The organism is Streptomyces lusitanus, from assembly GCF_042647945.1.
GTDB classification, from domain to species: domain Bacteria; phylum Actinomycetota; class Actinomycetes; order Streptomycetales; family Streptomycetaceae; genus Streptomyces; species Streptomyces pseudogriseolus.
Genome location: NZ_JBHRWL010000002.1, coordinates 210,090 through 233,901, shown reverse-complemented (window position 1 = coordinate 233,901; position 23,812 = coordinate 210,090). Strand labels below are relative to the sequence as shown.

23 protein-coding genes are annotated in these 23,812 nt (G+C 72.4%); 6 read left to right on the top strand and 17 right to left on the bottom strand.

All coding sequences use genetic code 11. The features are described from left to right. Positions 1–106 precede the first annotated feature (106 nt). Positions 107–691: a VanZ family protein gene (locus ACFOSY_RS02475; RefSeq protein WP_394305047.1), complete on the top strand. Its 585-nt coding sequence runs from the start codon at positions 107–109 to the stop codon at positions 689–691. 57 nt (positions 692–748) lie between these two features. Further along, positions 749–949, top strand: coding sequence for a PspC domain-containing protein (locus ACFOSY_RS02470; RefSeq protein WP_093769409.1), 201 nt, complete (start codon positions 749–751; stop codon positions 947–949). A gap of 170 nt (positions 950–1,119) precedes the next feature. On the opposite strand, the gene ACFOSY_RS02465 is transcribed toward ACFOSY_RS02470, so the two are convergent. Both ACFOSY_RS02465 and ACFOSY_RS02460 read right to left on the bottom strand, forming a co-directional pair. After that, positions 1,120–1,467 (bottom strand): ATP-binding protein, encoded by a 348-nt coding sequence (locus ACFOSY_RS02465; protein WP_394305046.1) that lies wholly within the window; start codon positions 1,465–1,467, stop codon positions 1,120–1,122. Positions 1,468–1,605: 138 nt separating this feature from the next. Then, positions 1,606–2,763 (bottom strand): adenosine deaminase, encoded by a 1,158-nt coding sequence (locus ACFOSY_RS02460; RefSeq protein ID WP_394305045.1) that lies wholly within the window; start codon positions 2,761–2,763, stop codon positions 1,606–1,608. Positions 2,764–2,876: 113 nt separating this feature from the next. Here ACFOSY_RS02460 and ACFOSY_RS02455 point away from each other — a divergent pair, with 113 nt between their 5' ends. After that, positions 2,877–3,635, top strand: a complete 759-nt coding sequence (locus ACFOSY_RS02455) for a prolyl oligopeptidase family serine peptidase (RefSeq protein WP_394305044.1) — start codon at positions 2,877–2,879, stop codon at positions 3,633–3,635. A gap of 34 nt (positions 3,636–3,669) precedes the next feature. Here ACFOSY_RS02455 and ACFOSY_RS02450 read toward each other — a convergent pair whose 3' ends face one another. Next, the gene (locus tag ACFOSY_RS02450; protein ID WP_394305043.1) at positions 3,670–4,632 is read right to left on the bottom strand and encodes a LysR family transcriptional regulator; all 963 of its coding nucleotides are present in this window, start codon (positions 4,630–4,632) and stop codon (positions 3,670–3,672) included. A 63-nt stretch (positions 4,633–4,695) separates the two neighbouring features. On the opposite strand from ACFOSY_RS02450, the gene ACFOSY_RS02445 reads away from it, so the two are divergent. Together ACFOSY_RS02445 and ACFOSY_RS02440 are read left to right on the top strand one after the other, a co-directional pair. Continuing rightward, the gene (locus ACFOSY_RS02445) at positions 4,696–5,964 is read left to right on the top strand and encodes an MFS transporter (protein WP_394305042.1); all 1,269 of its coding nucleotides are present in this window, start codon (positions 4,696–4,698) and stop codon (positions 5,962–5,964) included. 292 nt (positions 5,965–6,256) lie between these two features. Continuing rightward, complete coding sequence (locus ACFOSY_RS02440; RefSeq protein WP_394305041.1) at positions 6,257–7,270, top strand: sigma-70 family RNA polymerase sigma factor; 1,014 nt, start codon at positions 6,257–6,259, stop codon at positions 7,268–7,270. Here ACFOSY_RS02440 and ACFOSY_RS02435 read toward each other — a convergent pair. After that, positions 7,154–7,543, bottom strand: coding sequence for an STAS domain-containing protein (locus ACFOSY_RS02435; protein WP_394305429.1), 390 nt, complete (start codon positions 7,541–7,543; stop codon positions 7,154–7,156). The genes ACFOSY_RS02440 and ACFOSY_RS02435 overlap by 117 nt on opposite strands. Positions 7,544–7,679: 136 nt before the next feature. Here ACFOSY_RS02435 and ACFOSY_RS02430 point away from each other — a divergent pair, with 136 nt between their 5' ends. Beyond that, on the top strand, positions 7,680–8,600 hold the full coding sequence (locus ACFOSY_RS02430; protein ID WP_394305040.1) for an AEC family transporter: 921 nt from the start codon (positions 7,680–7,682) through the stop codon (positions 8,598–8,600). A gap of 1 nt (position 8,601) precedes the next feature. Here the strand turns inward: ACFOSY_RS02430 and ACFOSY_RS02425 are convergent, their stop codons facing one another. From ACFOSY_RS02425 to ACFOSY_RS02365, 13 genes are all read right to left on the bottom strand, one after another. Then, positions 8,602–8,817 (bottom strand): hypothetical protein, encoded by a 216-nt coding sequence (locus tag ACFOSY_RS02425; protein WP_394305039.1) that lies wholly within the window; start codon positions 8,815–8,817, stop codon positions 8,602–8,604. A gap of 74 nt (positions 8,818–8,891) precedes the next feature. Then, a complete protein-coding gene (locus tag ACFOSY_RS02420; RefSeq protein ID WP_394305428.1) occupies positions 8,892–10,166 on the bottom strand; it encodes a thymidine phosphorylase in 1,275 nt (424 codons plus the stop codon). A gap of 100 nt (positions 10,167–10,266) precedes the next feature. After that, positions 10,267–10,668, bottom strand: coding sequence for a cytidine deaminase (locus ACFOSY_RS02415; protein ID WP_394305038.1), 402 nt, complete (start codon positions 10,666–10,668; stop codon positions 10,267–10,269). Continuing rightward, positions 10,665–11,939, bottom strand: a complete 1,275-nt coding sequence (locus tag ACFOSY_RS02410) for an ABC transporter permease (protein ID WP_394305037.1) — start codon at positions 11,937–11,939, stop codon at positions 10,665–10,667. Before ACFOSY_RS02410 ends, ACFOSY_RS02415 begins: the two co-directional genes overlap by 4 nt. Then, on the bottom strand, positions 11,936–13,060 hold the full coding sequence (locus tag ACFOSY_RS02405) for an ABC transporter permease (protein WP_394305036.1): 1,125 nt from the start codon (positions 13,058–13,060) through the stop codon (positions 11,936–11,938). The genes ACFOSY_RS02410 and ACFOSY_RS02405 overlap by 4 nt, the downstream gene beginning before the upstream one ends. After that, the gene (locus ACFOSY_RS02400; protein WP_394305035.1) at positions 13,060–14,637 is read right to left on the bottom strand and encodes an ABC transporter ATP-binding protein; all 1,578 of its coding nucleotides are present in this window, start codon (positions 14,635–14,637) and stop codon (positions 13,060–13,062) included. Before ACFOSY_RS02400 ends, ACFOSY_RS02405 begins: the two co-directional genes overlap by 1 nt. A gap of 198 nt (positions 14,638–14,835) precedes the next feature. Next, positions 14,836–15,885: a BMP family lipoprotein gene (locus ACFOSY_RS02395; RefSeq protein ID WP_394305034.1), complete on the bottom strand. Its 1,050-nt coding sequence runs from the start codon at positions 15,883–15,885 to the stop codon at positions 14,836–14,838. 336 nt (positions 15,886–16,221) lie between these two features. Further along, positions 16,222–17,268: a BMP family lipoprotein gene (locus ACFOSY_RS02390; protein WP_394305033.1), complete on the bottom strand. Its 1,047-nt coding sequence runs from the start codon at positions 17,266–17,268 to the stop codon at positions 16,222–16,224. Between the two features lie 355 nt (positions 17,269–17,623). Beyond that, positions 17,624–18,853: a M20 family metallopeptidase gene (locus tag ACFOSY_RS02385; RefSeq protein WP_394305427.1), complete on the bottom strand. Its 1,230-nt coding sequence runs from the start codon at positions 18,851–18,853 to the stop codon at positions 17,624–17,626. A gap of 260 nt (positions 18,854–19,113) precedes the next feature. Continuing rightward, the gene (locus ACFOSY_RS02380) at positions 19,114–20,202 is read right to left on the bottom strand and encodes a hypothetical protein (protein ID WP_394305032.1); all 1,089 of its coding nucleotides are present in this window, start codon (positions 20,200–20,202) and stop codon (positions 19,114–19,116) included. A gap of 42 nt (positions 20,203–20,244) precedes the next feature. Beyond that, a complete protein-coding gene (locus ACFOSY_RS02375) occupies positions 20,245–21,183 on the bottom strand; it encodes an N-acetylneuraminate synthase family protein (protein WP_394305031.1) in 939 nt (312 codons plus the stop codon). Between the two features lie 14 nt (positions 21,184–21,197). Next, positions 21,198–22,421 carry a cytidylyltransferase domain-containing protein gene (locus ACFOSY_RS02370; protein WP_394305030.1) on the bottom strand — a complete coding sequence of 408 codons (1,224 nt, stop codon included), beginning with the start codon at positions 22,419–22,421 and terminating at the stop codon, positions 21,198–21,200. Positions 22,422–22,455: 34 nt separating this feature from the next. Further along, positions 22,456–23,772 (bottom strand): DUF6716 putative glycosyltransferase, encoded by a 1,317-nt coding sequence (locus ACFOSY_RS02365; protein ID WP_394305029.1) that lies wholly within the window; start codon positions 23,770–23,772, stop codon positions 22,456–22,458. Positions 23,773–23,812: the final 40 nt, after the last annotated feature.

Below are 23,812 nucleotides of genomic sequence, written 5' to 3'. Positions count from 1 at the left end.
CCCGGCGGGCGCCCGGAGCGGCGGCGCCGCAGTGTGGTGCACGCCTCAGAGGTTGAACGGGTGACATCCCGGAACCGGCCGAGGCGCACGCGGCGTCTTGGGGAGCGTGCAGCGTCCAGGCTTCATCGGCGGCACCGCCGCGTCCCGTATCCGTGTGACCGGAGGTCTCCTCCTGGCCGCGCATCTGGCGTTCGTCGCCTGGTTCACGCTGCGCCCCCTGGACGTCCCGTGGGTGATGCCGGCCAATCTGCGGCCGCTGGACGGGATCCGCGCCGACTTCGCGCTGGGCTGGGCGACGGGACTGCTTCGGACCGGGGAGTCGATGGCGCTGCTCGCGCCGCTGGGCGTGCTGCTGCCGATGGCCGGAGGCCGGCTGGCCGTGTCCCGGCTGGGCTCGCTGATCCGCACGACGGCCGCGACCGCCCTGGTGTCGCTGGCGGTGGAGCTGTTCCAGACGGCGGTGCCGGGCCAGGTGGTGGACGTCGACTCGCTGCTGCTGAACACGGCGGGCGCCGCGCTCGCGCATGCCGCCGTGGTGCCCGCGGGACGCGCCTGGCTGCGCCGCCGTGCGCTCCTCCCGGCGGCGGACGGGGCCGTCCTGGCGGAGGAGGCCCCCCAGGGGAGGACCCCGACGATTGCCAGGGTCGGGATCGCCCCGTGGAGTGACGCTTTGCCCCCTTCGTCTCCGTAACGTGGAGGTACGGAGGCAGCCGGACGGGATGCCTCGCACCGTTACGAAGGAGTCGCGATGAGCAGCCTCGTCCGCCCCACCGACGACCGCATGATCGGCGGTGTCTGCGCCGGGCTGGCCCGGCGGTTCGGCACCTCCGCGAAGACGATGCGTGTCGTGTTCCTGGTCTCGTGCCTGCTGCCGGGCCCGCAGTTCCTGCTCTACCTGGCGCTGTGGATCCTGCTGCCCTCGGAGGACAAGGCCCGCGCGGCCTGGTAGGACGGCCCGCGCGGCGCCCTCACCCCCGAGGCGCCGCGCGACGCCGCCTCCCGGTCCCCCGCGGCACCATCTCCCTGAGGGCCCGCGCGGGGCCGTGGACCTCCGAGCACGCCGATGGGGCGCGACCCGTTTCCGGGTGCGCCCCATCGGCCCGTCTCCGGCCGGGAGGGTCAGCGGCCGCCCAGCGGGATGCCGTTGACGTTGACGCCCTGGCCCGGCACCGCGTTCAGCGGCAGGCCGCCGAGGAGGCCGGCGCCCGGCACCTGGGAGCCCAGCTCGCCGGCGACCGGCGCGGCGGTCCCGAGGCCCTTGCCGGCCACGTCCTGGCCCGTCGACAGCGCCTCGGCCGGGCCGGGCAGCGCGCTGGACACCTGGTCCGCCGGCACGGCCTGGGTGACGGTGTCCAGCCCCGGGGCGTCCGGCAGGGACGGGGCCGCCTGGGCGGCGCCCGCACCGGCGGCGGCGAAGGCGGCACCGAGAGCGGCGACACCGAGGGTCTTGACAGCAGACTGCTTCATGAAAGGCGTCCTCGAAATGGGATACGGGGATGTGAGCGGTGCTGCGACCGTAATCAGGGGCCCCCGTCCGCCGCAAACATCGAAATGCGGACGGATGGTGAACGCGGTGCGCGTTCACCTTTCCCGGTGACGCCCCCTTCAGCCTTCCGTGAGGGAGGAACCGCTGGTGGAGGCGGTCTGACGGAACAGCCATTCGGATTTCAGTTCCGCATATCCGGGCTTGATCACGTCATTGATCATCGCCAGCCGTTCATCGAAAGGAATGAATGCGGACTTCATCGCATTGACGGTGAACCACTGCATGTCGTCGAGCGTGTATCCGAAAGCCTCGACCAGGTGCTCGAACTCGCGGCTCATGCTGGTGTGGGACATCAGCCGGTTGTCGGTGTTCACCGTGGCGCGGAAGTGCAGCCGGCGCAGCAGCCCGATCGGGTGCTCGGCGTAGGAGGCGGCGGCGCCGGTCTGGAGGTTGGAGCTGGGGCACAGCTCCAGCGGGATCCGCTTGTCGCGGACGTAGGCGGCGAGCCGGCCGAGCTCGACCGTGCCGTCGTCGCGGACCTGGATGTCGTCGATGATCCGCACGCCGTGCCCGAGCCGGTCCGCGCCGCACCACTGGAGCGCCTGCCAGATCGACGGCACCCCGAACGCCTCGCCGGCGTGGATGGTGAAGTGGTTGTTCTCCCGCTTCAGGTACTCGAAGGCGTCGAGGTGCCGGGTGGGCGGGTGGCCCGCCTCGGCGCCCGCGATGTCGAAGCCGACGACGCCCAGGTCGCGGTAGCCGTTGGCGAGTTCGGCGATCTCCAGGGCGCGGGCGGCGTGCCGCATCGCGGTGAGCAGGGCGCCGACGCGGATGCGGTGGCCGTTCTCCCTGGCCCGCCGCTCGCCCTCGCGGAACCCTTCGTTCACGGCCTCGACGACCTCTTCGAGCGTCAGCCCGCCTTCGAGGTGCTGTTCGGGCGCGTAGCGCACCTCGGCGTAGACGACGCCGTCCTCGGCGAGGTCCTCGGCGCACTCGGCGGCGACCCGGACGAGCGCGTCACGGGTCTGCATGACGCCGACGGTGTGCGAGAAGGTCTCCAGATAGCGTTCCAGGGACCCGGAGTCGGCGGCCTGGTGGAACCAGAGGGCGAGCTTGTCGGGGTCGGTGTGGGGCAGGTCGGCGTAGCCCGTTTCGCGGGCCAGGTCGACGACGGTGCCGGGGCGCAGTCCGCCGTCGAGGTGGTCGTGCAGCAGAACCTTGGGCGCCCGGCGGATCTGGTCCGAGGTCGGGGCGTTCGCGATGGTCTGGCTCGTCATTTCCGCACTCTAACTCCTACGCGCGTAGATCACCTGGCGCGCGCCGGTGCCGATACGGAAAGGTGACCGCACGGACGGGTCGCGTACACCGTGACTTCTGAGAATGTTCTGTCATGGCACAGCAAGCGACGCCGGTACGCACGGCTCGGCTGGGGAGGGCGCTCGGCGCGGAGCCGGCCACGGTGAACGGGGTGGCGCTGCTGCTCCCGAACGGCGAGGAGTCCTCCGCCCGCAGACCGTCGCCGCTGGCGGCGGCCTCCGTACGCGGCCCGGGCCGCCGGCTGGCCCGCGCGGGAGCGGACCAGCAACTCGCCGTGCACGCCGTCCACTACCGCTACCGCGGCTGGAACGGCGACGAGGCGCACCTCGCGCAGGACGCCGCCTGGGCCGCCGACGAGGCGGTACGGCGCTACGGGGACGTGCCGGTCTGCCTGGTGGGCCTCGGCATGGGCGGCAGGGCGGCGCTGCGCGCGGCGGGCCACGAGGCGGTCAACTCCGTCGTGGCGCTGGCCCCGTGGCTGCCGGAGGAGGACGGGACGGCCCCGGCGGAACCGGTGAAGCAGCTCGCCGGCCGCCATGTGCTGATCGTGCACGGCACGAACGACGCGCGCACCGACCCGGAGCTGTCCTTCCGCCTGGCGGCCCGGGCGAAGAAGGCCAACCGCGAGGTGTGCCGCTTCGAAGTGCACGCGGACGGCCACGGGTTGAGCCAGTACCGGGAGGAAGTGCTGGCCCTTGCCGAGGACTTCGTGCTGGGCGTGCTGTTCGGCCGGGCGTTCTCCCGCCCGGTGCAGGACGCCCTGGCCGCTCCACCGCCCCTGGGGCTGCGGATGCCGCTGGCGGCGGGGTTCGGGAAGTCGTTACGGCACTGAGGCGGCCCTCTGCCCCGGCAGCAGGCTCCTCCGCTCACCCCGGCAGCAGACTCCCCCGCTTCGACAGCAGGAACTTCTTGAACGCCGCCACCGGGGGTGTGTCCGGGCGGCCTGCCAGCCAGGCCACGCCGATCTCGCGGGCCGCCCTGGGGGCGGTCACCGTCAGTTCGGCCACGCCGGGGCGCGGGAAGGCCGGCGGGGGCAGCAGGGCCACGCCCAGGCCCGCCGCGACCAGGCCGCGCAGGGTCTCGGCCTCCTCGCCCTCGAAGGCGATGCGCGGCGCGAAGCCGGCCTGCGCGCACAGGTCGTCGGTGATGCGGCGCAGGCCGTAACCCGGTTCCAGGGTCACGAAGGTCTCGTCGGCGGCCTCGGCCAGGCGGACCCGGCGGCGGCCGGCGAGGCGGTGGTCGGCGGGGACGACCAGGCGCAGCTTCTGCTCGTCGAGGCGGCGGGCCACCAGGTCCGGCGCGGACGGCACCGGCGAGGTCAGGCACAGGTCGAGCTCGCCGCCGCGCAGGCCCTCCAGCATGGCCTCGCCGTGGTTCTGGACCAGGCTGAAGCGGATGCCGGGATGGTCGGCGCGGAAGGCGTGCAGCAGGCCGGGCACGGTCTCGGCGCCCATGGTGTGCAGGAACCCGAAGGCGACCTTGCCGGTGGCGGGGTCGGCGTCGGCGCGGACCTCCTCGGCCGCGCGTCCGATCTCGTCCAGGGCACGGGCGACGGAGGCGTGGAAGGTGCGGCCGGCCGGGGTGAGGGAGACGGTGCGGCCGTGCCGGGCGAACAGCTCGACGCCGAGGTCCTCCTCGAGACGCACCAGGGCGCGGGAGAGGGTGGACTGCGGCACCTGCATCTCCTGGGCGGCCCGGGTGACGTGCTCGGTGCGGGCCACCCCTGCGAAGTGGGCGAGGCGGGGCGCGAGCAGCCGCGCCGTCTCCTCCCTGTCTCGTGTGTCACCGGTTCGTGACAGGCGACCGGCTGACCTCTGCTGATGCTCCATGGGAACGATTATGACGATTCCATGCATTGGACGGATGAGCGGAGACCTCCGTACGTTCGAGGCATGACTCCCGCCAGTACCGGGGCGTCCACCCGCGTGGGCGCCGTCGCATCCGTCCCCTCCACCCCGCCGCCCGCCACCGAGACCCGGATGTCCCCGGGCGGTCCCGGTTACCGCCGGATGAGTCTCGCCCTGTTCCTCGCGGGCATCGCCACCTTCGCGCTGCTGTACTCCACGCAGGCTCTGCTGCCGCTGGTCTCCGGCGAGTTCGCGGCCGGCGCGAGCGACGCGAGCTGGACGGTGTCGGCGGCGACGGGCGGCCTGGCGCTGTTCGTGCTGCCGATGAGCGCCCTGTCCGAGCGGTTCGGGCGGCGTACGGTCATGACGGCCTCGCTGGCCGTCGCGGTGACCCTCGGCCTGCTGGTGCCGTTCGCCCCGTCGCTCGGGGCGCTGGTCGCCCTGCGGGCGCTCCAGGGCGCGGCGCTGGCCGGACTGCCCGCCTCGGCGACGGCGTACCTCGCGGAGGAGGTCACGCCGAAGGCGCTGGTGACCGCGATCGGGCTCTTCGTGGCGGGCAACAGCGTCGGCGGGATGAGCGGCCGGGTGATCACCGGCTGGGTGGCGCAGGAGTGGGGCTGGCGGGTCGCCGTCGGGGTGATCGGCGCGGTCGCGGTGGCGTGCGCGGTGGCGTTCCGGCTGCTGCTGCCGGTGCCGCGGCACTTCCGGCCGGGCTCGCTCGCGCCGCGCGTGCTGGCCGGCACGGTCCGCCGTCACCTCGGCAACCCGCTGCTGCGGCGGCTGTTCGCGATCGGCGCGCTGTTCATGACGGTGTTCGGCGGCGTGTACACGGTCGTCGGGTACCGGCTGACCGAGGCGCCGTTCTCGCTGCCGCAGGGCGTCGCCGGGTCGGTGTTCCTGGTGTACCTGGTGGGCACGGTGTCGGCGTCCGCGGCCGGACGGCTGGTGGGCCGGCTGGGCCGCCGGGGCGCCCTGTACGCGGGCGGCGCGACCACCGCGGCGGGGCTGCTGCTGTCGCTGGCGGACGCGCTGCCGCTGGTGCTGCTGGGGCTGGTGCTGATCACGGCCGGGTTCTTCGCGGGGCACGCGGTGGCGTCCTCGGCGGTGGGCAGGACCGCGACTCAGGGCCGGGCTCAGGCGGCCGCGCTGTACCAGTCCGCGTACTACGTCGGGTCGAGCGCGGGCAGTGCGGTCGGCGCGGTGGCGTTCCACGCGGGCGGCTGGGCCGGGACGGTCGGGGTCGGCCTGGTGGCCGTGGCGGGCGTCGCGGCGATCACCCTGGCGGGGACGCGGGCGGCGGCGAAGGCGGCCTGACCTTCCGACCCGGGGCTCCGCCCCGGACCCCGCTCCTCAAACGCCGGAGGGGCTACTTGTAGCCCGTCCGGCATTTGAGGACGAGGCCCGCCAGGGCCGACAAGGGGGGTCTGGGGGCGCAGCCCCCAGGGACGGGAAGGGAAGGGGCGGCGGGGGCGAAGAACCGCCTGCGTCAGCGGCTCCGACCTGCGTGTTCACCCGTGCGGCAGGCCGTTGTCAGTGGGCTGCGGTAGCTTCCGAAGTGGTGGGCGCGACGAAGCGCCGCCACAAGGCCGCTTGGGGTGGGTGGACGATGACGAACGGCACGGCGACGACGGATCTGGACGCCACGCTGGAGCAGTACCGGGTGGAGCTCACCGGTTACTGCTACCGGATGCTCGGCTCCTCCTTCGAGGCCGAGGACGCGGTGCAGGACACGATGATCCGCGCCTGGCGCAGCCTCGACAAGTTCGAGGGCCGCTCCAGCCTCCGCTCCTGGCTCTACCGCATCGCGACGAACGTCTGCCTGGACATGCTGTCCGCGGGCAACAAGCGCGCCCGCCCGATGGACCTCACGGAGTCCACCCCCCTCGCGCAGGCCGCCCTGTCCCCCCGCCCCGACCACACCTGGCTGGAGCCGATGCCCGACGACCGGGTGCTGCCCACCCCCGCCGACCCGGCGGAGGCCGCGGTCGCCAAGGAGTCCGTGCGGCTGGCGTTCATGGCGGCGCTCCAGAAGCTGCCCGCCAAGCAGCGGGCGGTGCTGATCCTGCGCGAGGTGCTGGCGTGGAAGGCGAGCGAGGTCGCCGAGCTGCTGGGCACGTCGGTCGCGTCGGTCAACAGCGCGCTCCAGCGGGCCCGGGCGACGCTCGCCGAGCGCCGGGAGCCGGGCGCCGACGCGGCGGTCTCCGACCCGCTGGACGAGGACCAGAAGAAGCTCCTCGACCGGTACGTGGCGGCCTTCGAGGGATACGACATGTCGGCGCTGACCGCGCTGCTGCACGAGGACGCGGTCATGACGATGCCGCCGTTCGACCTGTGGCTGACCGGCGCCGACGACATCACGGGCTTCATGACGACGCTGGGCGCCGCCTGCGCGAACTCCAAGCTGCTGCCCGTCGAGGTCAACGGACTGCCCGGGTTCGCGCAGTACAAGCCCGACCCGGAGAACGGCGGGTACACGCCGTGGGCGGTGCAGGCGCTGGAGATCTCAGACGGCCGGATCACCGGGTTCCACTGCTTCCTGGACACGCAGCGGTGGTTCCCGTTGTTCGGGCTGCCCCTCCATCTCGAAGCGGAGACCGACGAGGTCGAGCAGGGCGCATAGCGCCGGGGACGGGTCGCGCAGCCGTATCCGCCCGCCGGCCCGGCGGGCGGTGAGCTGCAGCCGGGCCAGCAGGTTCACGGCGTCCAGGCCCGGCGGTCCCAGCCCGGCGACGTCGCACACCACGACACGGCCGCGCCCCCCGCCGTCCAGCAGGGCGCGCAGCGCCTCGCACGGCCCGCTCACCTCTCCCGGGGTGAGGGGGCCGCTGAGCACGAGTACGGGCGGTGTCATGGCGTCCACGACCGGTAGACCGGCCGCGGGCCTGTAACTCATCGCGCGGCGGCCGGCCGCGCCCGCGCCGAGGATCACATTGACCAGGGTGCGGCCCTCCCCGGAGGGTTGGCTGTATGCGCCACAGATCATCGCCGTCCCCGGGTTCCGGTGCCGTCCGCCGTCACGGGGAGCCGCCGTGCAGGGGGTGCTGAGCGGGTTCCTGGTGATCGCCGTCGTCATCGGCGTCGGCTACGTCATCGGACGGCGGGGGAATCTCGGCGCGCAGGGCAGCGAGGTGCTGACCAAGCTGGCGTTCCATGTGGCGTCCCCGGCGCTGCTGTTCACGACGCTCGCCCGGGCCGACCTGTCGGTGGTGTTCTCCAGCCGCCTCCTGGTCACCGCCCTGAGCACGGCGGCGGTGGCGGGCGTCTTCGTCGCGGTGGGCGTGGCGCGCGGCTGGGGCGTGGGCCGCACCACCATCGGCGCCCTGTGCTCCAGCTACGTCAACTCCGGCAACCTGGGCATCCCGATCGCCGTGTACGTGCTGGGGGACGCCTCGCTGGTGGCGCCGGTGCTGCTGTTCCAGCTGGTCGGGGTCACGCCGGTCGCGCTGACGATCCTGGACCTGTCGACGGCGGGCGGGAAGCAGCCGCTGTGGCGCCGGCTGCTGACCCCGCTGCGGAACCCGATCGCGGTGGGGTCGCTGGCGGGGGTGGCGGTGTCGGCGGCGGGCGTGAAGATCCCCGGCCCGGTATGGGACCCGGTGCAGCTCGTCGGCAACATGGCGGTTCCCGCCGTGCTCCTCGCCTTCGGCATCTCACTGCGGGGCAGCACGCTGCCCCTGCGGGGCGGTGACCGGGGCGCGGTGCTGCTGGCCGTGGGCCTGAAGGCGGTGGGCCAGCCGCTGGCGGCCTGGGCGCTGGCGGCAGGCGTCTTCGGCCTGCACGGCGCGCACCTCCTGGACGTGGTGGTCACCTCGGCCCTCCCGGCCGCCCAGAACCTCTTCACGTACGCGAGCAGCTACCGCGTCGGCGAGAGGCTGGCCCGGGAGGCGATCCTGATCTCGACGGCCCTGTCGGTGCCCGTGCTGGTGACGGTGGCGGCGCTGCTGGGGTGAGTCAGCTGTGCGGGAACTCGCCGGTGTCGATGACGAGGTCGAAGGGGGCGGGGAGCTTGATCGGCTCGCCGAACGGGCCCGCGTCGATGACGCGGTAGACGCCGTTCTCCGGTGCGCCGTGCCAGCAGCCCTTGGGAGCGTCCGTCCGCTCCCGGATCCAGCACAGTTCTTCCCACTCGGTGTCGGCCTTGACGTAGTCGCCGTTGTACACGTGCATGGGGACAGGAAACATGACGAACGGGACCGGCAGGGGTCCACCGGTCCCGTTCACCCGAAAGGAGAAAGTGCTGGTCAGGCGATGCGTTCCAGGACCACCGGCGTGGCGGTGAAGTCCGCGCCGGAACCGATGTCGAAGGAGCCCTCCAGGGACTGGAGCGCGTAGTCGAAGCGGTCCGGGGTGTCCGTGTGGAGGGTGAGGAGGGGCTGGCCCTCCGTCACGGTGTCGCCGGGCTTGGCGTGCATCTCGATGCCCGCGCCGGCCTGCACCGGGTCCTCCTTGCGGGCGCGGCCCGCGCCGAGGCGCCAGGCGGCGACGCCGATGTCGTAGGCGTCCAGGCGGGTCAGGACGCCGGAGGCCGGGGCCTTCACCACGTGCTGCTCGCGGGCGACCGGGAGGGCCGCGTCCGGGTCGCCGCCCTGCGCGCTGATCATGCGGCGCCAGACGTCCATGGCGGAGCCGTCGGCGAGGGCCTTCGCCGGGTCGGCGTCGTGGATGCCGGCCGCGTCCAGCATCTCCCGGGCCAGGGCGATGGTCAGCTCGACGACGTCCGCGGGGCCGCCGCCCGCCAGGACCTCCACCGACTCGCGGACCTCCAGGGCGTTGCCGGCGGTGAGGCCGAGGGGGGTGGACATGTCGGTGAGGAGGGCGACCGTCCGCACGCCGGAGTCGGTGCCGAGGCCCACCATGGTGGAGGCCAGCTCGCGGGCGTCCTCGATCGTCTTCATGAAGGCGCCGGAGCCGACCTTGACGTCCAGGACGAGGGAGCCGGTGCCCTCGGCGATCTTCTTGGACATGATCGAGGAGGCGATCAGCGGGATCGCCTCGACGGTGCCGGTGACGTCCCGGAGGGCGTAGAGCTTCTTGTCGGCGGGGGCGAGGCCGTCGCCGGCCGCGCAGATCACCGCGCCGGTGCCGTCGAGCACGGACAGCATCTCCTCGTTGGAGAGCAGGGCGCGCCAGCCGGGGATGGACTCCAGCTTGTCGAGGGTGCCGCCGGTGTGGCCGAGGCCGCGGCCGGAGAGCTGCGGGACGGCCGCACCGCAGGCGGCGACCAGCGGCGCGAGCGGCAGGGTGATCTTGTCGCCGACGCCGCCGGTGGAGTGCTTGTCGGCGGTGGGGCGGGACAGGGAGGAGAAGTCCATGCGCTCGCCGGAGGCGATCATCGCGGCGGTCCAGCGGGCGATCTCCCGGCGGTTCATGCCGTTGAGCAGGATCGCCATGGCGAGGGCCGACATCTGCTCGTCGGCCACCTCGCCACGGGTGTACGCGTCGATGACCCAGTCGATCTGCTCGTCGGTGAGTTCGCCGCGGTCCCGCTTGGTGCGGATGACGGAGATGACGTCCATGGCCATGGCTGGCGTTCCTTCCGGGGGGTGCGAAGAGCGCGGCCCCTCCGCTCGACGCCGCCCGGGGTGCCGGGCGCCGTCGGGAGGGGCCGCACGGGAGTTACTTGGTGAGGTGCTGGGGGCCGAAGGCCTGGGGCAGCATCTCGGACAGGGGCAGGATGCCCTCGGGCGTCTCCAGCAGCAGTCCGGGTCCGCCGAACTCGTACAGCAGCTGGCGGCAGCGGCCGCACGGGACGAGGATCTCGCCGCCGCCGTCCACGCACGTGAAGTGCGTGAGCCGGCCGCCCCCGGTGCGCTGGAGCTCCGAGACCAGACCGCACTCGGCGCACAGGCCGAGTCCGTACGAGGCGTTCTCGACGTTGCAGCCGGTGACCGTGCGTCCGTCGTCGACCCGGGCCGCGACGCCGACCGGGTACCCCGAGTAGGGGGCGTAGGCATAGGACATGGCGTCCCGCGCCGCCGCGCGCAGGGCGTCCCAGTCGACGTCGGCGGCCGCGGTCACTTGCCCTGTCCCTTCCGGTACGGCATGCCGTCCGCCTTGGGCATGCGCAGCCGCTGGGCGGAGAGGGCGAGGACGACCAGGGTGACGACGTACGGGGTGGCGGCGACGACCTGGCTCGGGACCTCGTTGGTGCCGGCGTACCAGGCGAACACGAGGGCGCCGACGACCAGGGTGATCACCGCCTGGACGTACTTCTTGCGGACGGCCAGCCAGATCGCGCCGATGACCAGCAGCAGCGCGCCGAGCAGCAGCAGGGCGTGCACGTTGGTGGAGCCGCCGCGCAGGTTGAGGCTGTCGGTGTAGCCGAACAGGCCGGCGCCGATGGCGAGGCCGCCCGGCATCCAGTTGCCGAAGATCATCGCGGCGAGGCCGATGTAGCCGCGGCCGCTGGTCTGGCCCTCCAGGTAGAAGGGGTTGGCCACGATCGACAGGAAGACGCCGCCGAGGCCGGCCAGGCCGCCGGAGATGATCACGGCGAGGTACTTGTACTTGTAGACGTTGACGCCGAGGGATTCGGCCGCCACCGGGTTCTCGCCGCAGGAGCGCAGCCGCAGGCCGAACGGGGTGCGCCACAGGATCCACCAGGTGGCGGGGACGAGGGCGACGGCGATCAGGGTGAGCCAGGAGACGTCGGTGACCAGTCCGCCGAGCAGGCCGGCGATGTCGGAGACGAAGAACCAGCCCTTGTCGTTGAGGTCGCTCAGTCCGTCCGACAGTCCCGGCACGGTGAAGTGGCCGAGGGACTCGACCGCCGGGGACTGCTTGGCGGAGCCGCCCTGGTGGCCCTCGAAGGCGAGCGGGGCCAGGTAGCGGGTGGCGCCGAGGGCGAGGATGTTGATCGCCACACCGGAGACGATGTGGTTGACGTTGAAGGTGACGGTGACGATCGCGTGCAGCAGGCCGCCGAGGCAGCCGCCGATCACGCCGACGAGGACGCCGGTCCACGGACCCCACTGGAAGCCGGCCCAGGCGCCGAACCAGGTGCCGAGGATCATCATGCCCTCGAGGCCGATGTTCACCACGCCCGCGCGCTCGGCCCACAGGCCGCCGAGGCCGGCCAGGCCGATCGGCACGGCGAGCTGGAGGGCGGTGGACATCTGGCTGACGTTGGTGATGCCGTCGGCGCCGGTGATCAGGCGCACGATCGAGGTCAGCGCCAGGGCCCCGGCGATGACCAGCAGCAGGACGGGCCAGGACATGCGGCGGCCGGTCGGCGGGGCGTGCTCCAGCGACGGCTGGTTGACGTCGGTCGCTGTGGTCGGAGCGGTCATCGGCCGGCCACCTCCTTCGTGGTGTTGTTGTCGGCGCCCAGGACGTGTCCCGCGGCGAGTTCGGCGCCGACCCGGCGCTGCTGACGGCGCAGGCCCCACTCGCGGACGGCCTCGTAGGAGACGACCACCGAGAGGACGATCAGGCCCTGCATGATGACCGCGATCTCCTTGTCGTAGCCGTGGAAGTCCAGCTCGGGCGACGCCTTGTCGAGCCAGGCCCACAGGAGGGCGGCGAAGACGATCCCGACCGGGCTGTTGCGGCCGAGCAGGGCGATGCCGATGCCGAGGAAGCCGATGCCGGTGGGGAAGTTGAGGTTGTAGGTGTGCGAGTCGCCGAGCAGGATCGGCAGGCCCGCGAGGCCGGCGATGGCGCCGGAGAGCAGCATGGCGGTGAGGACCATGCGCTTGGGGTCGACGCCGCTGGCGGCCGCGGCGGAGCTGGAGGAGCCGGAGGCGCGCAGGTCGAAGCCGAAGCGGGTGCGGTTGAGGACGACCCAGTAGCCGATGCCGAGGAGCACGGCGAGGATCACCAGGCCGTAGATCTCGCCGGCCGCGCCGAGGTCGATGCCCGGGATCCAGCCGGACTCGTGCATCTCGCCGGTGGTGCTGTTGTTGCCGATCTTGACGCCGAAGACGTCCGGCTTCCACATGTAGACGATCAGCGAGGTGGCGATCGCGTTGAGCATGATCGTGGCGACGACCTCGCTGACCCCGCGGGTGACCTTGAGGACGCCGGCGATGCCGGCCCAGAACGCGCCGGTGCACACGGCGGTCAGCAGCAGCAGCGGCACCTGGAGGAACGCCGGCAGGTTCGCGTGCGCGCCGACGATGGCGGCCATCATCGCGCCGAGCTGGTACTGGCCGTCGACGCCGATGTTGAACAGGTTCATCCGGAAGCCGATGGCCACCGCCAGGGCCGCGATGTAGTACATCGAGGCCTGGTTGAGGATCAGCACCTGGACGTCCGAGTACCCGGCCTGCTCGAACATGAGGGCGAACGGCTCGACGGGGTTCTTGCCGGAGGCGACCAGCACGATCGCGCTCAGCACGAAGGCCACGGCGAGCGCGATGACCGGTCCGGCCACCGCGAGGAGCACGCGCTCCTTGTCGAACTTCTTCATCAGCGGGCCTCGTCTTCCGGAGACTCGGCGGACTTGGACACGTCGGCCTGGGTCTCGGGGGTCTCTTCGTGTTCGAGGTGGCCCTCGGCGGCGCCGGTCATGGCGGTGCCGAGTTCCTCCGGGGTGATGGTGGCCGGGTCGGCGTCGGCGACCAGCTTGCCGTCGTAGATCACGCGGAGGGTGTCGGACAGGCCGATCAGCTCGTCGAGGTCGGCGGAGATCAGCAGCACGGCCAGGCCCTCGCGGCGGGCCTCGCGGATGTGGTCCCAGATCGCGGCCTGCGCGCCGACGTCCACGCCGCGGGTGGGGTGGGCGGCGATCAGGAAGCGCGGCTTGTGGCTCATCTCGCGGCCGACGATCAGCTTCTGCTGGTTGCCGCCGGACAGGGACGCCGCGGTGACCTCGATGCCGGGGGTGCGCACGTCGTACTCGGTGACGATCCGCCGGGTGTCCTCCTGGGCCGCCTTCGGGTCCAGCCAGACGCCCTTGGCGTTGGGCTTCTCGGTGACGTGGCCGAGGATGCGGTTCTCCCAGAGGGGGGCCTCCAGGAGCAGGCCGTGGCGGTGGCGGTCCTCGGGGATGTAGCCGATTCCCTCCTCGCGGCGCTTGCGCGTCGGCCAGGCGGTGATCTCCTCGTCGGCCAGCCGGATGACGCCGGAGTCCGCGTGCCGCAGGCCGATGAGGGCGTCGACCAGTTCGGTCTGGCCGTTGCCCTCGACGCCGGCGATGCCCAGGACCTCGCCCTCGTGGATGGTGAAGGAGATGTCGTCCAGGAGGGCCTTGCCGCCGGGGGCGGCCAGGCGCAGCTTGTCGACGCTGATGACGGGCCGGTCGGTGACCGTGGACTCGGCCGTCTCCGGGGTGGGCAGCTCGCTGCCGACCATCAGCTCGGCGAGCTGGCGCGGGGTGGTCTCGGAGGGCACGGCGGTGCCGACCGTGGTGCCGCGGCGGATGACGGTGATGTCGTCGGCGACGGACAGCACCTCGCCCAGCTTGTGGGAGATGAAGATGACGGACAGGCCCTCGGCCTTGAGCTCGCGCAGGTTGTCGAAGAGCGCGTCGACCTCCTGCGGGACGAGCACGGCGGTCGGCTCGTCGAGGATCAGGGTGGTGGCGCCGCGGTAGAGGACCTTGAGGATCTCCACGCGCTGGCGGGCGGCGACGCCCAGCTCCTCCACGAGGACGTCGGGGCGCACGTCCAGGCCGTAGCGCTCGGACAGCTCCTTGATGCGGCGGCGGGCCTTGCCGCCGATGCCGTGGAGCTTCTCGCTGCCGAGGACGACGTTCTCGAGGACGGTGAGGTTGTCGGCCAGCATGAAGTGCTGGTGCACCATGCCGATGCCGCGCGCGATGGCGTCGGCCGGCGAGGAGAAGTTCACCTGTTCGCCGTGGACCGTGATGGTGCCCTCGTCCGGCTTCTGCATGCCGTAGAGGATCTTCATCAGGGTGGACTTGCCGGCGCCGTTCTCGCCGACGAGGGCGTGGACGGTGCCCTTGCGGACGGTCAGGTGGATGTCGTGGTTGGCGACGACACCGGGGAAGCGCTTGGTGATCCCGGCGAGCTCCACGGCGGTCACCGTCTTGTGGACCGCCGCTCCGGCCGGAGGGCTGCTGGACGCGTTGATGACGCACTCTCCTGGGGACGGGGGCCGTCTACGCGCGTAGCGCCCCTACGGCATACAAAGGGGTGGCGCACCTGACCGACGGGGTGCGAGGAGCCTGGCTCCTCGCACCCCGTCGAGCGGTCGCGACCCCGCGGTGGTTCAGGGTGTGACTCAGCTCGACTTGACCTTGATCTCGCCGCTGATGATCTTCTCCTTGGCCGTCTCGATGGCTTTCTGGAGCTCGGCGTCGTCCGCGAACTTCGGGTTGGAGTTCGACAGGCTCACCTCACCCGTCTTGAGATCGCCCTTGACGATACCGGTCGCGGGCTTGCCGTCCTCGACCGACTTCGCCAGGTTGTAGACCGCCTTGGCGACATCCTTCATCGCCGAGGTCAGGATCGAGTCCTTGTACGTGGCGAGGGCTTCCTGCTTGTACTGGTCGGAGTCGACACCGATCGCCCACACCTTGTTGGCGGCGGCGGCCTCGATGACGCCCTGACCGGACAGACCGGCGGCCGCGTAGACCACGTCGGCCTTCTTCTCGATCTGGCCCTCGGCGGCGCTCTTGCCCTTGTCGGGGCTGGAGAAGCCGCCCTCCTCCGCGGTCTGCGTGAGGAACTGGGAGATGACCTTGACCTTGGGGTCGGTGTCCTTGACGCCCTGCTCGAAGCCGGCGCGGAACTTGTGGATCAGCGGGATGTCCACGCCGCCCACGAAGCCGACGACGTCGGTCTTGGTGGACTTGGCGGCGGCGACGCCGGCCAGGTAGGAGGCCTGCTCCTCGGAGAACACCAGGTCGGCGACGTTCTTCGCCTCGACGGTGGCGTCGTCGACGATGCCGAAGGTGGTGTCGGGGAACTTCTCCGCGGCGGCCTTCACGGCGGTCGCGTAGGCGTAACCGACGCCGACGATCGGGTTGTAGCCCTGCTTCGCCAGCGAGACGAGGCGCTGCTCCTTGTCCGCGTCGGTCTCACCGTCGGTGGGCTCGACGTCGGCCGTCTCGTAGCCGAACTCCTTCTTGGCCTTCTCCAGGCCCGCGTACGCGGCGTCGTTGAAGGACTGGTCGCCCTTGCCGCCGACGTCGTACGCGATGGCGAGGCCCTTGCCCTCCTTCGACTCCGAGGAGCCCGCGGAGGTGGAGGTGCCGCCACAGGCGGAGAGGGCGAGGGCCAGGGAGGCGGTCGCTGCGCCTGCGACCGTGATCCGGGAAATCCGGCGCATGTGTGGTGCTCCTAGTCTTACAAGCGCCGGGACGGTACGGGGATACGGCGCTGGCTTCGCCGCAGATTAACGCGCGTAGACCGGCCTGAAAACCCCTTCTGTCCACCTTGTTATGCGCCCGTGTTCAAGCCGGTTCCGCCTGTCGGGACGGGGCGTTGCTGTTCGCGAACGGAGGGTGGCGGTGGGTGAGCGCCGAGGCCCGTCCTGGCGGCTTCCGGATGCCTTCCGGACGCCTTCCGGGCGCCTTCCGCCGGGAGCACGACGGAGCGGGCGGGCGCTCGGTGCGCCCGCCCGCTCGTACGGGAGGTGGGAGCCGGGCGGTACCCGGCCCCGGGGTCACTCCGTGTTGACCTTGATGGTCCCGTCGGTGATGCCCGTCTTCGCCTTGTCCACGGCCTCCTTCAGGCCCGGGATCTCGGCCATCTTGGGGTTGCTGTCGGAGAGGCCGACGCCGTTGACCTTGAGGTCGAAGACCTGGGTGCCGGTCAGCGGCTTGCCGTCCTGGACCGACTTGGTCAGCGTGTAGACCGCGCCGCCGACGTCCTTCAGGGCGGAGGTGAGGATGTAGTCCTTGTAGCCGGCGAGGGCTTCCTGGTTGTACTGGTCGGAGTCGACGCCGATCGCCCAGACCTTCGCCGTGGCCGCGGCCTCGATGACGCCCTGGCCGGAGAGGCCGGCCGCCTGATAGATGACGTCGGCGCCCTTCTCGATCTGGCCCTCGGCGGCGGCCTTGCCCTTGTCGGGGCTGGAGAAGCCGCCCTCCTCCGCGGTCTGCGTCAGATACTGGGCGACGACCTTGACCTTGGCGTTGGTGTCCTTGACGCCCTGCTCGTAGCCGGCCTGAAACTTGTGGATCAGCGGGATGTCCACACCGCCGACGAAGCCGACGGTGTTGCTCTTGGTGGCCTTGGCGGCGGCCACGCCGGCGAGGTAGGACGCCTGCTCCTCGGCGAAGACCAGGGAGGCGACGTTCTCGCCCTCGACGACGGAGTCGACGATGCCGAAGGTGGTGTCGGGGTACTTGGCGGCGACGGCCTCCATCGCGGGGCCGTAGGCGAAGCCCACGCCGATGACCGGGTTGTAGCCCTGGCGGGCCAGCGAGGCCAGGCGCTGCTCCTTGTCCGCGTCGGTCTCGCCCTCGGTGGGCTCGACGTCGGCGGTCTTGAAGCCGAACTCCTCCTTGGCCTTGGTGAGACCGGCGAACGCGGCGTCGTTGAAGGACTGGTCGCCCTTGCCGCCGATGTCGTAGGCGATGGCGAGGCCGAGGTCGTCCTTGCCCCCGCTGTCACCGTTGTCACTGCTGGTCCCGCCGCAGGCGGTGGCGGCGAGCGCGAGCGAAGCGACCCCCACCGCTACGCGGGTCAGTTTGGATATCCGACGCATCTGAAGTTCCCCATTCTCCAAAGCCCCGCAGCGGGTGCTCGGTTCGGCGCACATTAACGCGCGTAGACACTCCTGGGAACGGGGTCGAGCGGGGCCGTTATCCATTCGTGCCGATGGCCGGTTACGTCCTTGTGAACCAGGGGGTCGCAGTGGAACGGAACGGGCATACGCGTCTGCACGGCCCCCACGCTGCACCCCCCGGCACCGGGCCGCAAGCGGAGAGGTCCGGGGAGGTGCGACATGAATGGGCGCCTCCGGGCACCGTTGGGTGCACAGCCCTCAGGGGCGCGGGGAACTGCGCGCTCAGCCACGGCCGGCCGTGTCCTCGTCGGACCCGGCCGACCGCGTACGTCGCCTACCGCAAGGCGTCCAGCAGGGCCGCGGCCGTGAACAGTTCCACGCCGACGGTGATGGCGTGCTCGTCCACGTCGAAGTCGCCCTGGTGCAGGTCGCGCACGATGCGCTCGCCCGGGGTGCGCACCCCCAGGCGGGCCATGGCGCCCGGGACGCGCTCCAGGTACCAGGAGAAGTCCTCCCCGCCCAGGCTCTGTTCGGTGCCCTCGACGGCCTCCGTGCCGCGCCGGGCGATCATCGCGTCGCGCAGCAGCTCGGTGGCCCCGGCCTCGTTGACGACCGGCGGGACGCCCCGCACGTAGTTGATCTCCGACTTGGCGCGGTGCAGATTGGCCACCTCGTCGATGGCCGCGACCACGATGTCCGGCGCCTGCCGCCAGGTCTCCAGGTCCAGGCAGCGGACGGTGCCGGAGAGTTCGGCGTGCTGCGGGATCACGTTGGGCGCGTGGCCGGACTCGACCCGGCCCCAGGTGACGGCGAGCCCGCTGCGGCTGTCGACCCGGCGTCCGACCAGCGCGGGCACGTCGGTGACGACCCGGGCGGCGGCGGTGACCAGGTCGGTGGTCAGATGCGGGCGGGCGGTGTGGCCGCCGGGGCCCTCCAGGGCGATCTCGAGACGGTCGCAGGCGGAGGTGATGGGGCCCTGGCGCAGCCCGATCCTCCCGGCGTCGACGCGCGGGTCGCAGTGCACGGCGAGGATCCGGCCGACGCCCTCGAGCGCGCCGTCGGCGATGACGTCGGCGGCGCCGCCGGGCAGCACCTCCTCGGCCGGCTGGAAGATCAGCCGGACGGGGCGGGGCAGCAGGCCCTGGCGGTGCAGTTCGGCCAGCACCAGGCCGGCGCCGAGCACCACGGTGGTGTGCACGTCGTGACCGCAGGCGTGGGCGCGGTCGGGCACGGTGGACCGGTAGGCGCAGCCGGCCTTCATGTCGGGGATGGGCAGGGCGTCGATGTCGGCGCGCAGGGCGAGCATGGCCGCGTCGGTGCCGGCCTCCTCGTCCGTCCCGATGTCACAGATCACCCCGGTCCCGCTGGAGAGCACGCGGGGGCGCAGTCCTACACGCTGAAGGCGTTCCTTGATCGCGGCGGTGGTACGGAACTCCTGGTTGCCCAGCTCCGGGTGCATGTGGAGGTCTCGCCGGAACGCCACGAGTTCCGCGCGCAGTGCCTCGGGCAGCGCACCGGGGAGCACCGCTCCCCCGGGGAGATCGATCTCGGACTCCAGTGACATCAGTGGCTTCACCCTTTGAAGAGTAGGGCTCCGGAGCGCTCCACCGACCCCTGATCAAGAAAAATCAGCCCGTTGGAGGGAGAAAATCCGGCGGCCCTACGCATAGCTGTTCAGCGAGATGGGTACACTCACCGCCCTTTCGGGAGGGTAGGGGCGACACGGCCTGCCGGGCCATGAGGTCGGTCACAGCCCCCGCGCGGGCGTCGGCACCATCCGTACTTCCACGGTTACCACGTCCGGCCCAACCCACGCCGGACGGTTCATCTGGCGGACAGCGGGTCCGGACCCGGGGGTGTGGCGGGGCGCAGCTGGTGGGCGTCGCGCGCGGTGCCGACGACGTCGGCGAGGAAGCCCTGGGCGCGCGGGGAGGCGTGGGCGGTGAGCCACGCCGGGTCGATGTCGCACACCGCGATCCGCACACCGGTCCCGGCCAGGGCGAGCGGCAGGGTGTGGACGACGGTGGAGGGGAAGCTGACGACCGTACGGCCCACGGGGCCCCGGCGGGCGACCAGTTCCAGGGGGAGTTCGGGGCGGACGATCTCCAGGCCGGTCTCCACGGCCAGCCGGTGCAGCTTCTCGGTGGTCTCGCGGCGGTGCGCGAAGTAGCGGCGGGCGCCGTGGGTGCGGGCGAGGGCGCCGACCGCCCGCACATAGGCGTCGGCGTCGACCACGCCCGTCTCCACCAGGGAGGTGCCCACCAGATCGGCGCCCTGGGTGACGCGGGGCGGCCCGAAGCGGTCGCGGGTCCAGGCGAAGGTGTGTGCGCGGACGGTGACGCCGGGCGGGACGTCCGCCATCGGCATGGAGGTGAAGACCTCCACGGTGCGGTCCTCGCCGGGGGTGAGCCGGCGCCGGGCCGCCCCGGACACGGGGGCGAACACCAGGTCGCGGGGGCCGGGGCGGCCGCCCTTGCGGTGCCAGCGCACCAGGCGTTCGCCGCGGGCGAGCTGGCCCGCGAACTCCATGGTCGCCGTGCCGTCGTCGACGACCACCACCTCGCGGGCCCGGGTGATGGTCAGCAGCAGCTGCACGTACCGGGAGAACGGGTCGCCGAGGACGACCCGCCGGGCCCGGCGCAGCGGCACGGCGAGGCCGCCTATGGTGCGCAGCGGGGCGCTCGCGCCCCCGCGCGCCTCCTCCCAGCGGACGTCGTGCCCCTCCTCGCGGGCCAGCTCCGCCATGCGGCGGAGCTGGCCGCGGGTCATCGGGTCGACCGGGGACAGCACCACGAGGGCGAGTCCCGCGCCGGGCGCGTGGGCGTGCGCCCACTCCAGCACGTTGAGCAGCTGGACCGGACTCTCCACGAAGGCGAGCGTGCGGGGGCCGGTGCGGCCGGCGCGGGGGCTCATCGACGTACGACCGTTCCCGTCGTAGGGGTGGGTGAGGGCGGGTCAGACCGACACGGGCTCGCCGGCGGCCGTGGCGATCTCCGCCTCGGCGACCACGCCGGTGACGCGGCGCAGCTTCTTCATCGGGCCGAGCTCGGACTCGTAGACCTTCTTCACGCCGTCGCCGAGGGAGGCCTCGATGGTGCGGATGTCGCGGACCAGGCGGGTCAGGCCCTGCGGCTCGACGGAGGCGGCCTGGTCGGAGCCCCACATGGCGCGGTCGAGGGTGATGTGGCGCTCGACGAAGCAGGCGCCGAGGGCGACCGCGGCGAGGGTGGTCTGCAGGCCGGTCTCGTGGCCGGAGTAGCCGATCGGGACGTTCGGGTACTCCTGCTGGAGGGTGTTGATGACCCGCAGGTTCAGCTCCTCCGCCTTGGCCGGGTAGGTGGAGGTGGCGTGGCAGAGCAGGATGTTGTCGCTGCCGAGCACCTCGACCGCGTGGCGGATCTGCTTCGGGGTGGACATGCCGGTGGAGAGGATGATCGTGCGGCCGGTGGCGCGCAGTTCGCGCAGCAGCTCGTCGTCGGTGAGGGACGCGGAGGCCACCTTGTGGGCGGGCACGTCGAACTTCTCCAGGAAGGCGACGGCCTCGGTGTCCCACGGGGAGGCGAACCAGGCGATCCCCTTCTCCTTGCAGTACGCGTCGATCCGGCGGTACTCGTCCTCGCCGAACTCCACGCGGTGGCGGTAGTCGATGTACGTCATCCGGCCCCAGGGGGTGTCGCGCTCGATGTCCCACTGGTCGCGCGGGGTGCAGATCTCGGGGGTGCGCTTCTGGAACTTGACGGCGTCGCAGCCGGCTTCGGCGGCGGCGTCGATCAGCTTGAAGGCGTTGTCGAGGTCGCCGTTGTGGTTGATGCCGATCTCGCCGGTGACGTAGACGGGGCGGCCGGGGCCGGCCTCGCGGGAACCGAGGGTGCGCATGCGGGAGTTGGTGCTCATGACCTGGGGTTTCCTTACTGGGGGAGGGATTCGAGAGAGGGACCGAGGATCCAGCCGGCGATCTCTCGGATCGCGCCGTCACCGCCGGGGAGGGTGGTGACCGCGCGGGCGGCGCCGCGTACGGCGTCGTGGGCGCTCGCGACCGCCACGGGCCAGCCGACGAGGGCGAAGCACGGGAGGTCGTTGACGTCGTTGCCGACGTAGAGCACGCGCTCGGGCGCGATGCCCTGCTCCTCGCACCACTGCTTGAGGGCGAGGTCCTTGCGGTCGATGCCGTGCAGCACGGGGAGCTTGAGCTTGCGTGCGCGGGCGGCGACGACCGGGTTCTGCTCGGTGGACAGGATCAGCAGCTTGAGGCCGCTGCGGCGCAGGGCGGCGATGCCGAGGCCGTCGCCGCGGTGCACGGAGACGAACTCCCGTCCGTCCGCGTCGATCAGCACCCGGTCGTCGGTCTGGGTGCCGTCGAAGTCGAGGACCACCGCGTCGATGTCGTCGGCGGTGGGCAGGCCGGTGCGGCCCCCGTCGAGAAGGGGCGCGAGGGCGCGGGCCCGCGCGAGGTCGTGCGGGTCGTCGACCTCCAGGACGCGCGCCGGGTCGGTGCGCACCAGCTCGGTGCGGCCGAAGAAGCGGTGGCCGTGCTCGCGCAGCCCCGCGGCGTCCATGGCGTAGGCGGCGCCGGTCTCCAGGAAGTCCTGGGGGCGGTCCTGGCGGCGGGGGCGCACGGACTTGTCGTGGTTGACGCCGCGGCCTCCCCCGGCGGTCCCGGCGGCCCCCACGTTGGTGTCACGCCAGACGAAGCCGTGGAACGGGGCGACCGTCACCGCCGTGTCCGCGCCGTCCCGGGCGACCGCGGCGGCCACCCCGTCGACGTCCTCGCGGGTGAGGAAGGGGCTGGTGCACTGCACGAGCAGGACGACGTCCACCCGGGCGCCGTGCAGCGCCTCGTGCGCGTCCAGGGCGTGCAGCACGGCCGCCTCGGAGGTGGCGGTGTCGCCGGCGATGGCCGCGGGCCGCAGGACGACCTCGGCTCCCGCCTGCCGGGCGGTCTCGGCGATGGCCGCGTCGTCGGTGGAGACGACCACGTCCGTGACGTGCCGGGCGGCGCGGCACTCGCGTACGGCGCGGGCCACCAGGGGCACGCCGCCGACGGGGGCGAGGTTCTTCGCGGGGACGCCCTTGGAGCCGCCGCGCGCGGGGATCACGGCGAGCACCCGGCGGACGGCCGGAGAGTCGGACATGGGGTCAGCTCCTCGATGGGGGGGGTGCGGGCGGTCACAGCTCGCCCATGCGGCGGATCACGGGCGCCACGCGCTGCACGCCGTGGCGGTAGGCGCCGCGTGCGGTGCGGCGCACGATCCGCCGGACCGGGCCGGGCTCCCGGTCCGCGGCGGGCGCGCCGGGCAGCGGCGTCCCGTCGGGGCCGAGGTGGTGGCGGGCGAGGACGCCGGGCAGATAGCCGGGCGCGGTGACGGGGGTGTAGTACGGGGTGATCGGCGGGAGCCCGCCGGGCCGGTCGAGCAGCTCGGCGATGCGGGCGCGGGCCGTGTCGAAGGCCGTCGCGTAGCCGCCGTCGGCCGCCACGCCCTGCCGGGCCAGCCACTCCTGGTCGGGCTCCGGGCGGTGTCCGTCGTCGAGCTGGTCCCAGGAGGCGAGGCAGCCGGAGCCCACGAAGTGGTGGTTGCCGAGCGCCTCCCGGATGCCGAGGTCGGTGAGGACCGCGGTGGGGATGCGCCGGTGCAGCGACTCCAGGGCGGCCGTGGAGCTGACCGTGACCAGAAGGTCGGTGCGGTCCAGGACCTCGCCCATGTGCCCGTAGACGAGACGGAAGTTGGGCGGCAGGTCCAGCCGCTGCGCGAGCTTCTGGTAGGGCAGTTCCTCGATGTGCGTGGTGTGTTCGCCGGGCTTGGAGCGCAGTTTCAGCAGCACCTCGCGCTCGGGGTGCCGGCGGGCGTGCCGCACCAGCCGCTCCAGCAGGTACGTACGGTCCCTGCGGCTGTCGGGGACGGAGGGCTGGGCGGCGAACACGACCGTGTAAGGCCCGCGCCCTTCGTGCTCGCCCTCGTACGCGGCGCCGCCGAGGAACGGCAGCGCGACCTCGGTCACCGAGGAGGCGTCGGCGCCCACGCCGTCGTACACGGCGCGGAAACGGTCCGCGTCCTGGCGGGAGTTGGCCAGCACCAGGTCGGCGCCGTGGCGCAGCAGCAGGCCGTCGGCGAGCTTCTCGTAGACGACGCCGACGTAGCCGGTGACGACGACGGGCCGCCGCGGCCGGTCCTCCCAGATCCGCTTGAGTCCGTGCAGCATCGCCTGCACCCCGCCGCCGACCAGCGCGAGCACGAGGAGGTCGTAGGGCTCCTCGCGCATCGTGCGCAGGAACTCGACTGCGGTGACCTCGCGGAGCGAGTCCGCGGTGACACCCACCTCGCCGAGCTGGCGCGCGGTGGGGGTGGCGCGGCCCCGCAGCAGGAGTCCGTCCAGGCGGATGTCTCGCGGCGCGATGCGGTTCGCGGTGAGCGTGCCCCATTTCCAGCGGGTGTCGGAATCCGCGAGGACCGCCACCCTGAGGGGCTTCGTTGCACTTGCTGGCACGCCGGAGAAGTTAGGAAGCGAATTCCGCGAACGGCCCAAC

What these genes read in the sequence shown, in the direction of transcription:
- ACFOSY_RS02455 (WP_394305044.1), top strand. Translation starts at nt 2,877, where the DNA reads ATGGCACAGCAAGCGACGCCGGTACGCACGGCTCGGCTGGGGAGGGCG.
- ACFOSY_RS02410 (WP_394305037.1), bottom strand. Translation starts at nt 11,939, where the DNA reads ATGACCGCTCCGACCACAGCGACCGACGTCAACCAGCCGTCGCTGGAG.
- ACFOSY_RS02420 (WP_394305428.1), bottom strand. Translation starts at nt 10,166, where the DNA reads ATGGACGTCATCTCCGTCATCCGCACCAAGCGGGACCGCGGCGAACTC.
- ACFOSY_RS02375 (WP_394305031.1), bottom strand. Translation starts at nt 21,183, where the DNA reads ATGAGCACCAACTCCCGCATGCGCACCCTCGGTTCCCGCGAGGCCGGC.
- ACFOSY_RS02450 (WP_394305043.1), bottom strand. Translation starts at nt 4,632, where the DNA reads ATGGAGCATCAGCAGAGGTCAGCCGGTCGCCTGTCACGAACCGGTGAC.
- ACFOSY_RS02445 (WP_394305042.1), top strand. Translation starts at nt 4,696, where the DNA reads ATGACTCCCGCCAGTACCGGGGCGTCCACCCGCGTGGGCGCCGTCGCA.
- ACFOSY_RS02460 (WP_394305045.1), bottom strand. Translation starts at nt 2,763, where the DNA reads ATGACGAGCCAGACCATCGCGAACGCCCCGACCTCGGACCAGATCCGC.
- ACFOSY_RS02380 (WP_394305032.1), bottom strand. Translation starts at nt 20,202, where the DNA reads ATGAGCCCCCGCGCCGGCCGCACCGGCCCCCGCACGCTCGCCTTCGTG.
- ACFOSY_RS02435 (WP_394305429.1), bottom strand. Translation starts at nt 7,543, where the DNA reads ATGAGTTACAGGCCCGCGGCCGGTCTACCGGTCGTGGACGCCATGACA.
- ACFOSY_RS02425 (WP_394305039.1), bottom strand. Translation starts at nt 8,817, where the DNA reads ATGCACGTGTACAACGGCGACTACGTCAAGGCCGACACCGAGTGGGAA.
- ACFOSY_RS02395 (WP_394305034.1), bottom strand. Translation starts at nt 15,885, where the DNA reads ATGCGCCGGATTTCCCGGATCACGGTCGCAGGCGCAGCGACCGCCTCC.
- ACFOSY_RS02465 (WP_394305046.1), bottom strand. Translation starts at nt 1,467, where the DNA reads ATGAAGCAGTCTGCTGTCAAGACCCTCGGTGTCGCCGCTCTCGGTGCC.
- ACFOSY_RS02470 (WP_093769409.1), top strand. Translation starts at nt 749, where the DNA reads ATGAGCAGCCTCGTCCGCCCCACCGACGACCGCATGATCGGCGGTGTC.
- ACFOSY_RS02390 (WP_394305033.1), bottom strand. Translation starts at nt 17,268, where the DNA reads ATGCGTCGGATATCCAAACTGACCCGCGTAGCGGTGGGGGTCGCTTCG.
- ACFOSY_RS02405 (WP_394305036.1), bottom strand. Translation starts at nt 13,060, where the DNA reads ATGAAGAAGTTCGACAAGGAGCGCGTGCTCCTCGCGGTGGCCGGACCG.
- ACFOSY_RS02385 (WP_394305427.1), bottom strand. Translation starts at nt 18,853, where the DNA reads ATGTCACTGGAGTCCGAGATCGATCTCCCCGGGGGAGCGGTGCTCCCC.
- ACFOSY_RS02370 (WP_394305030.1), bottom strand. Translation starts at nt 22,421, where the DNA reads ATGTCCGACTCTCCGGCCGTCCGCCGGGTGCTCGCCGTGATCCCCGCG.
- ACFOSY_RS02440 (WP_394305041.1), top strand. Translation starts at nt 6,257, where the DNA reads ATGACGAACGGCACGGCGACGACGGATCTGGACGCCACGCTGGAGCAG.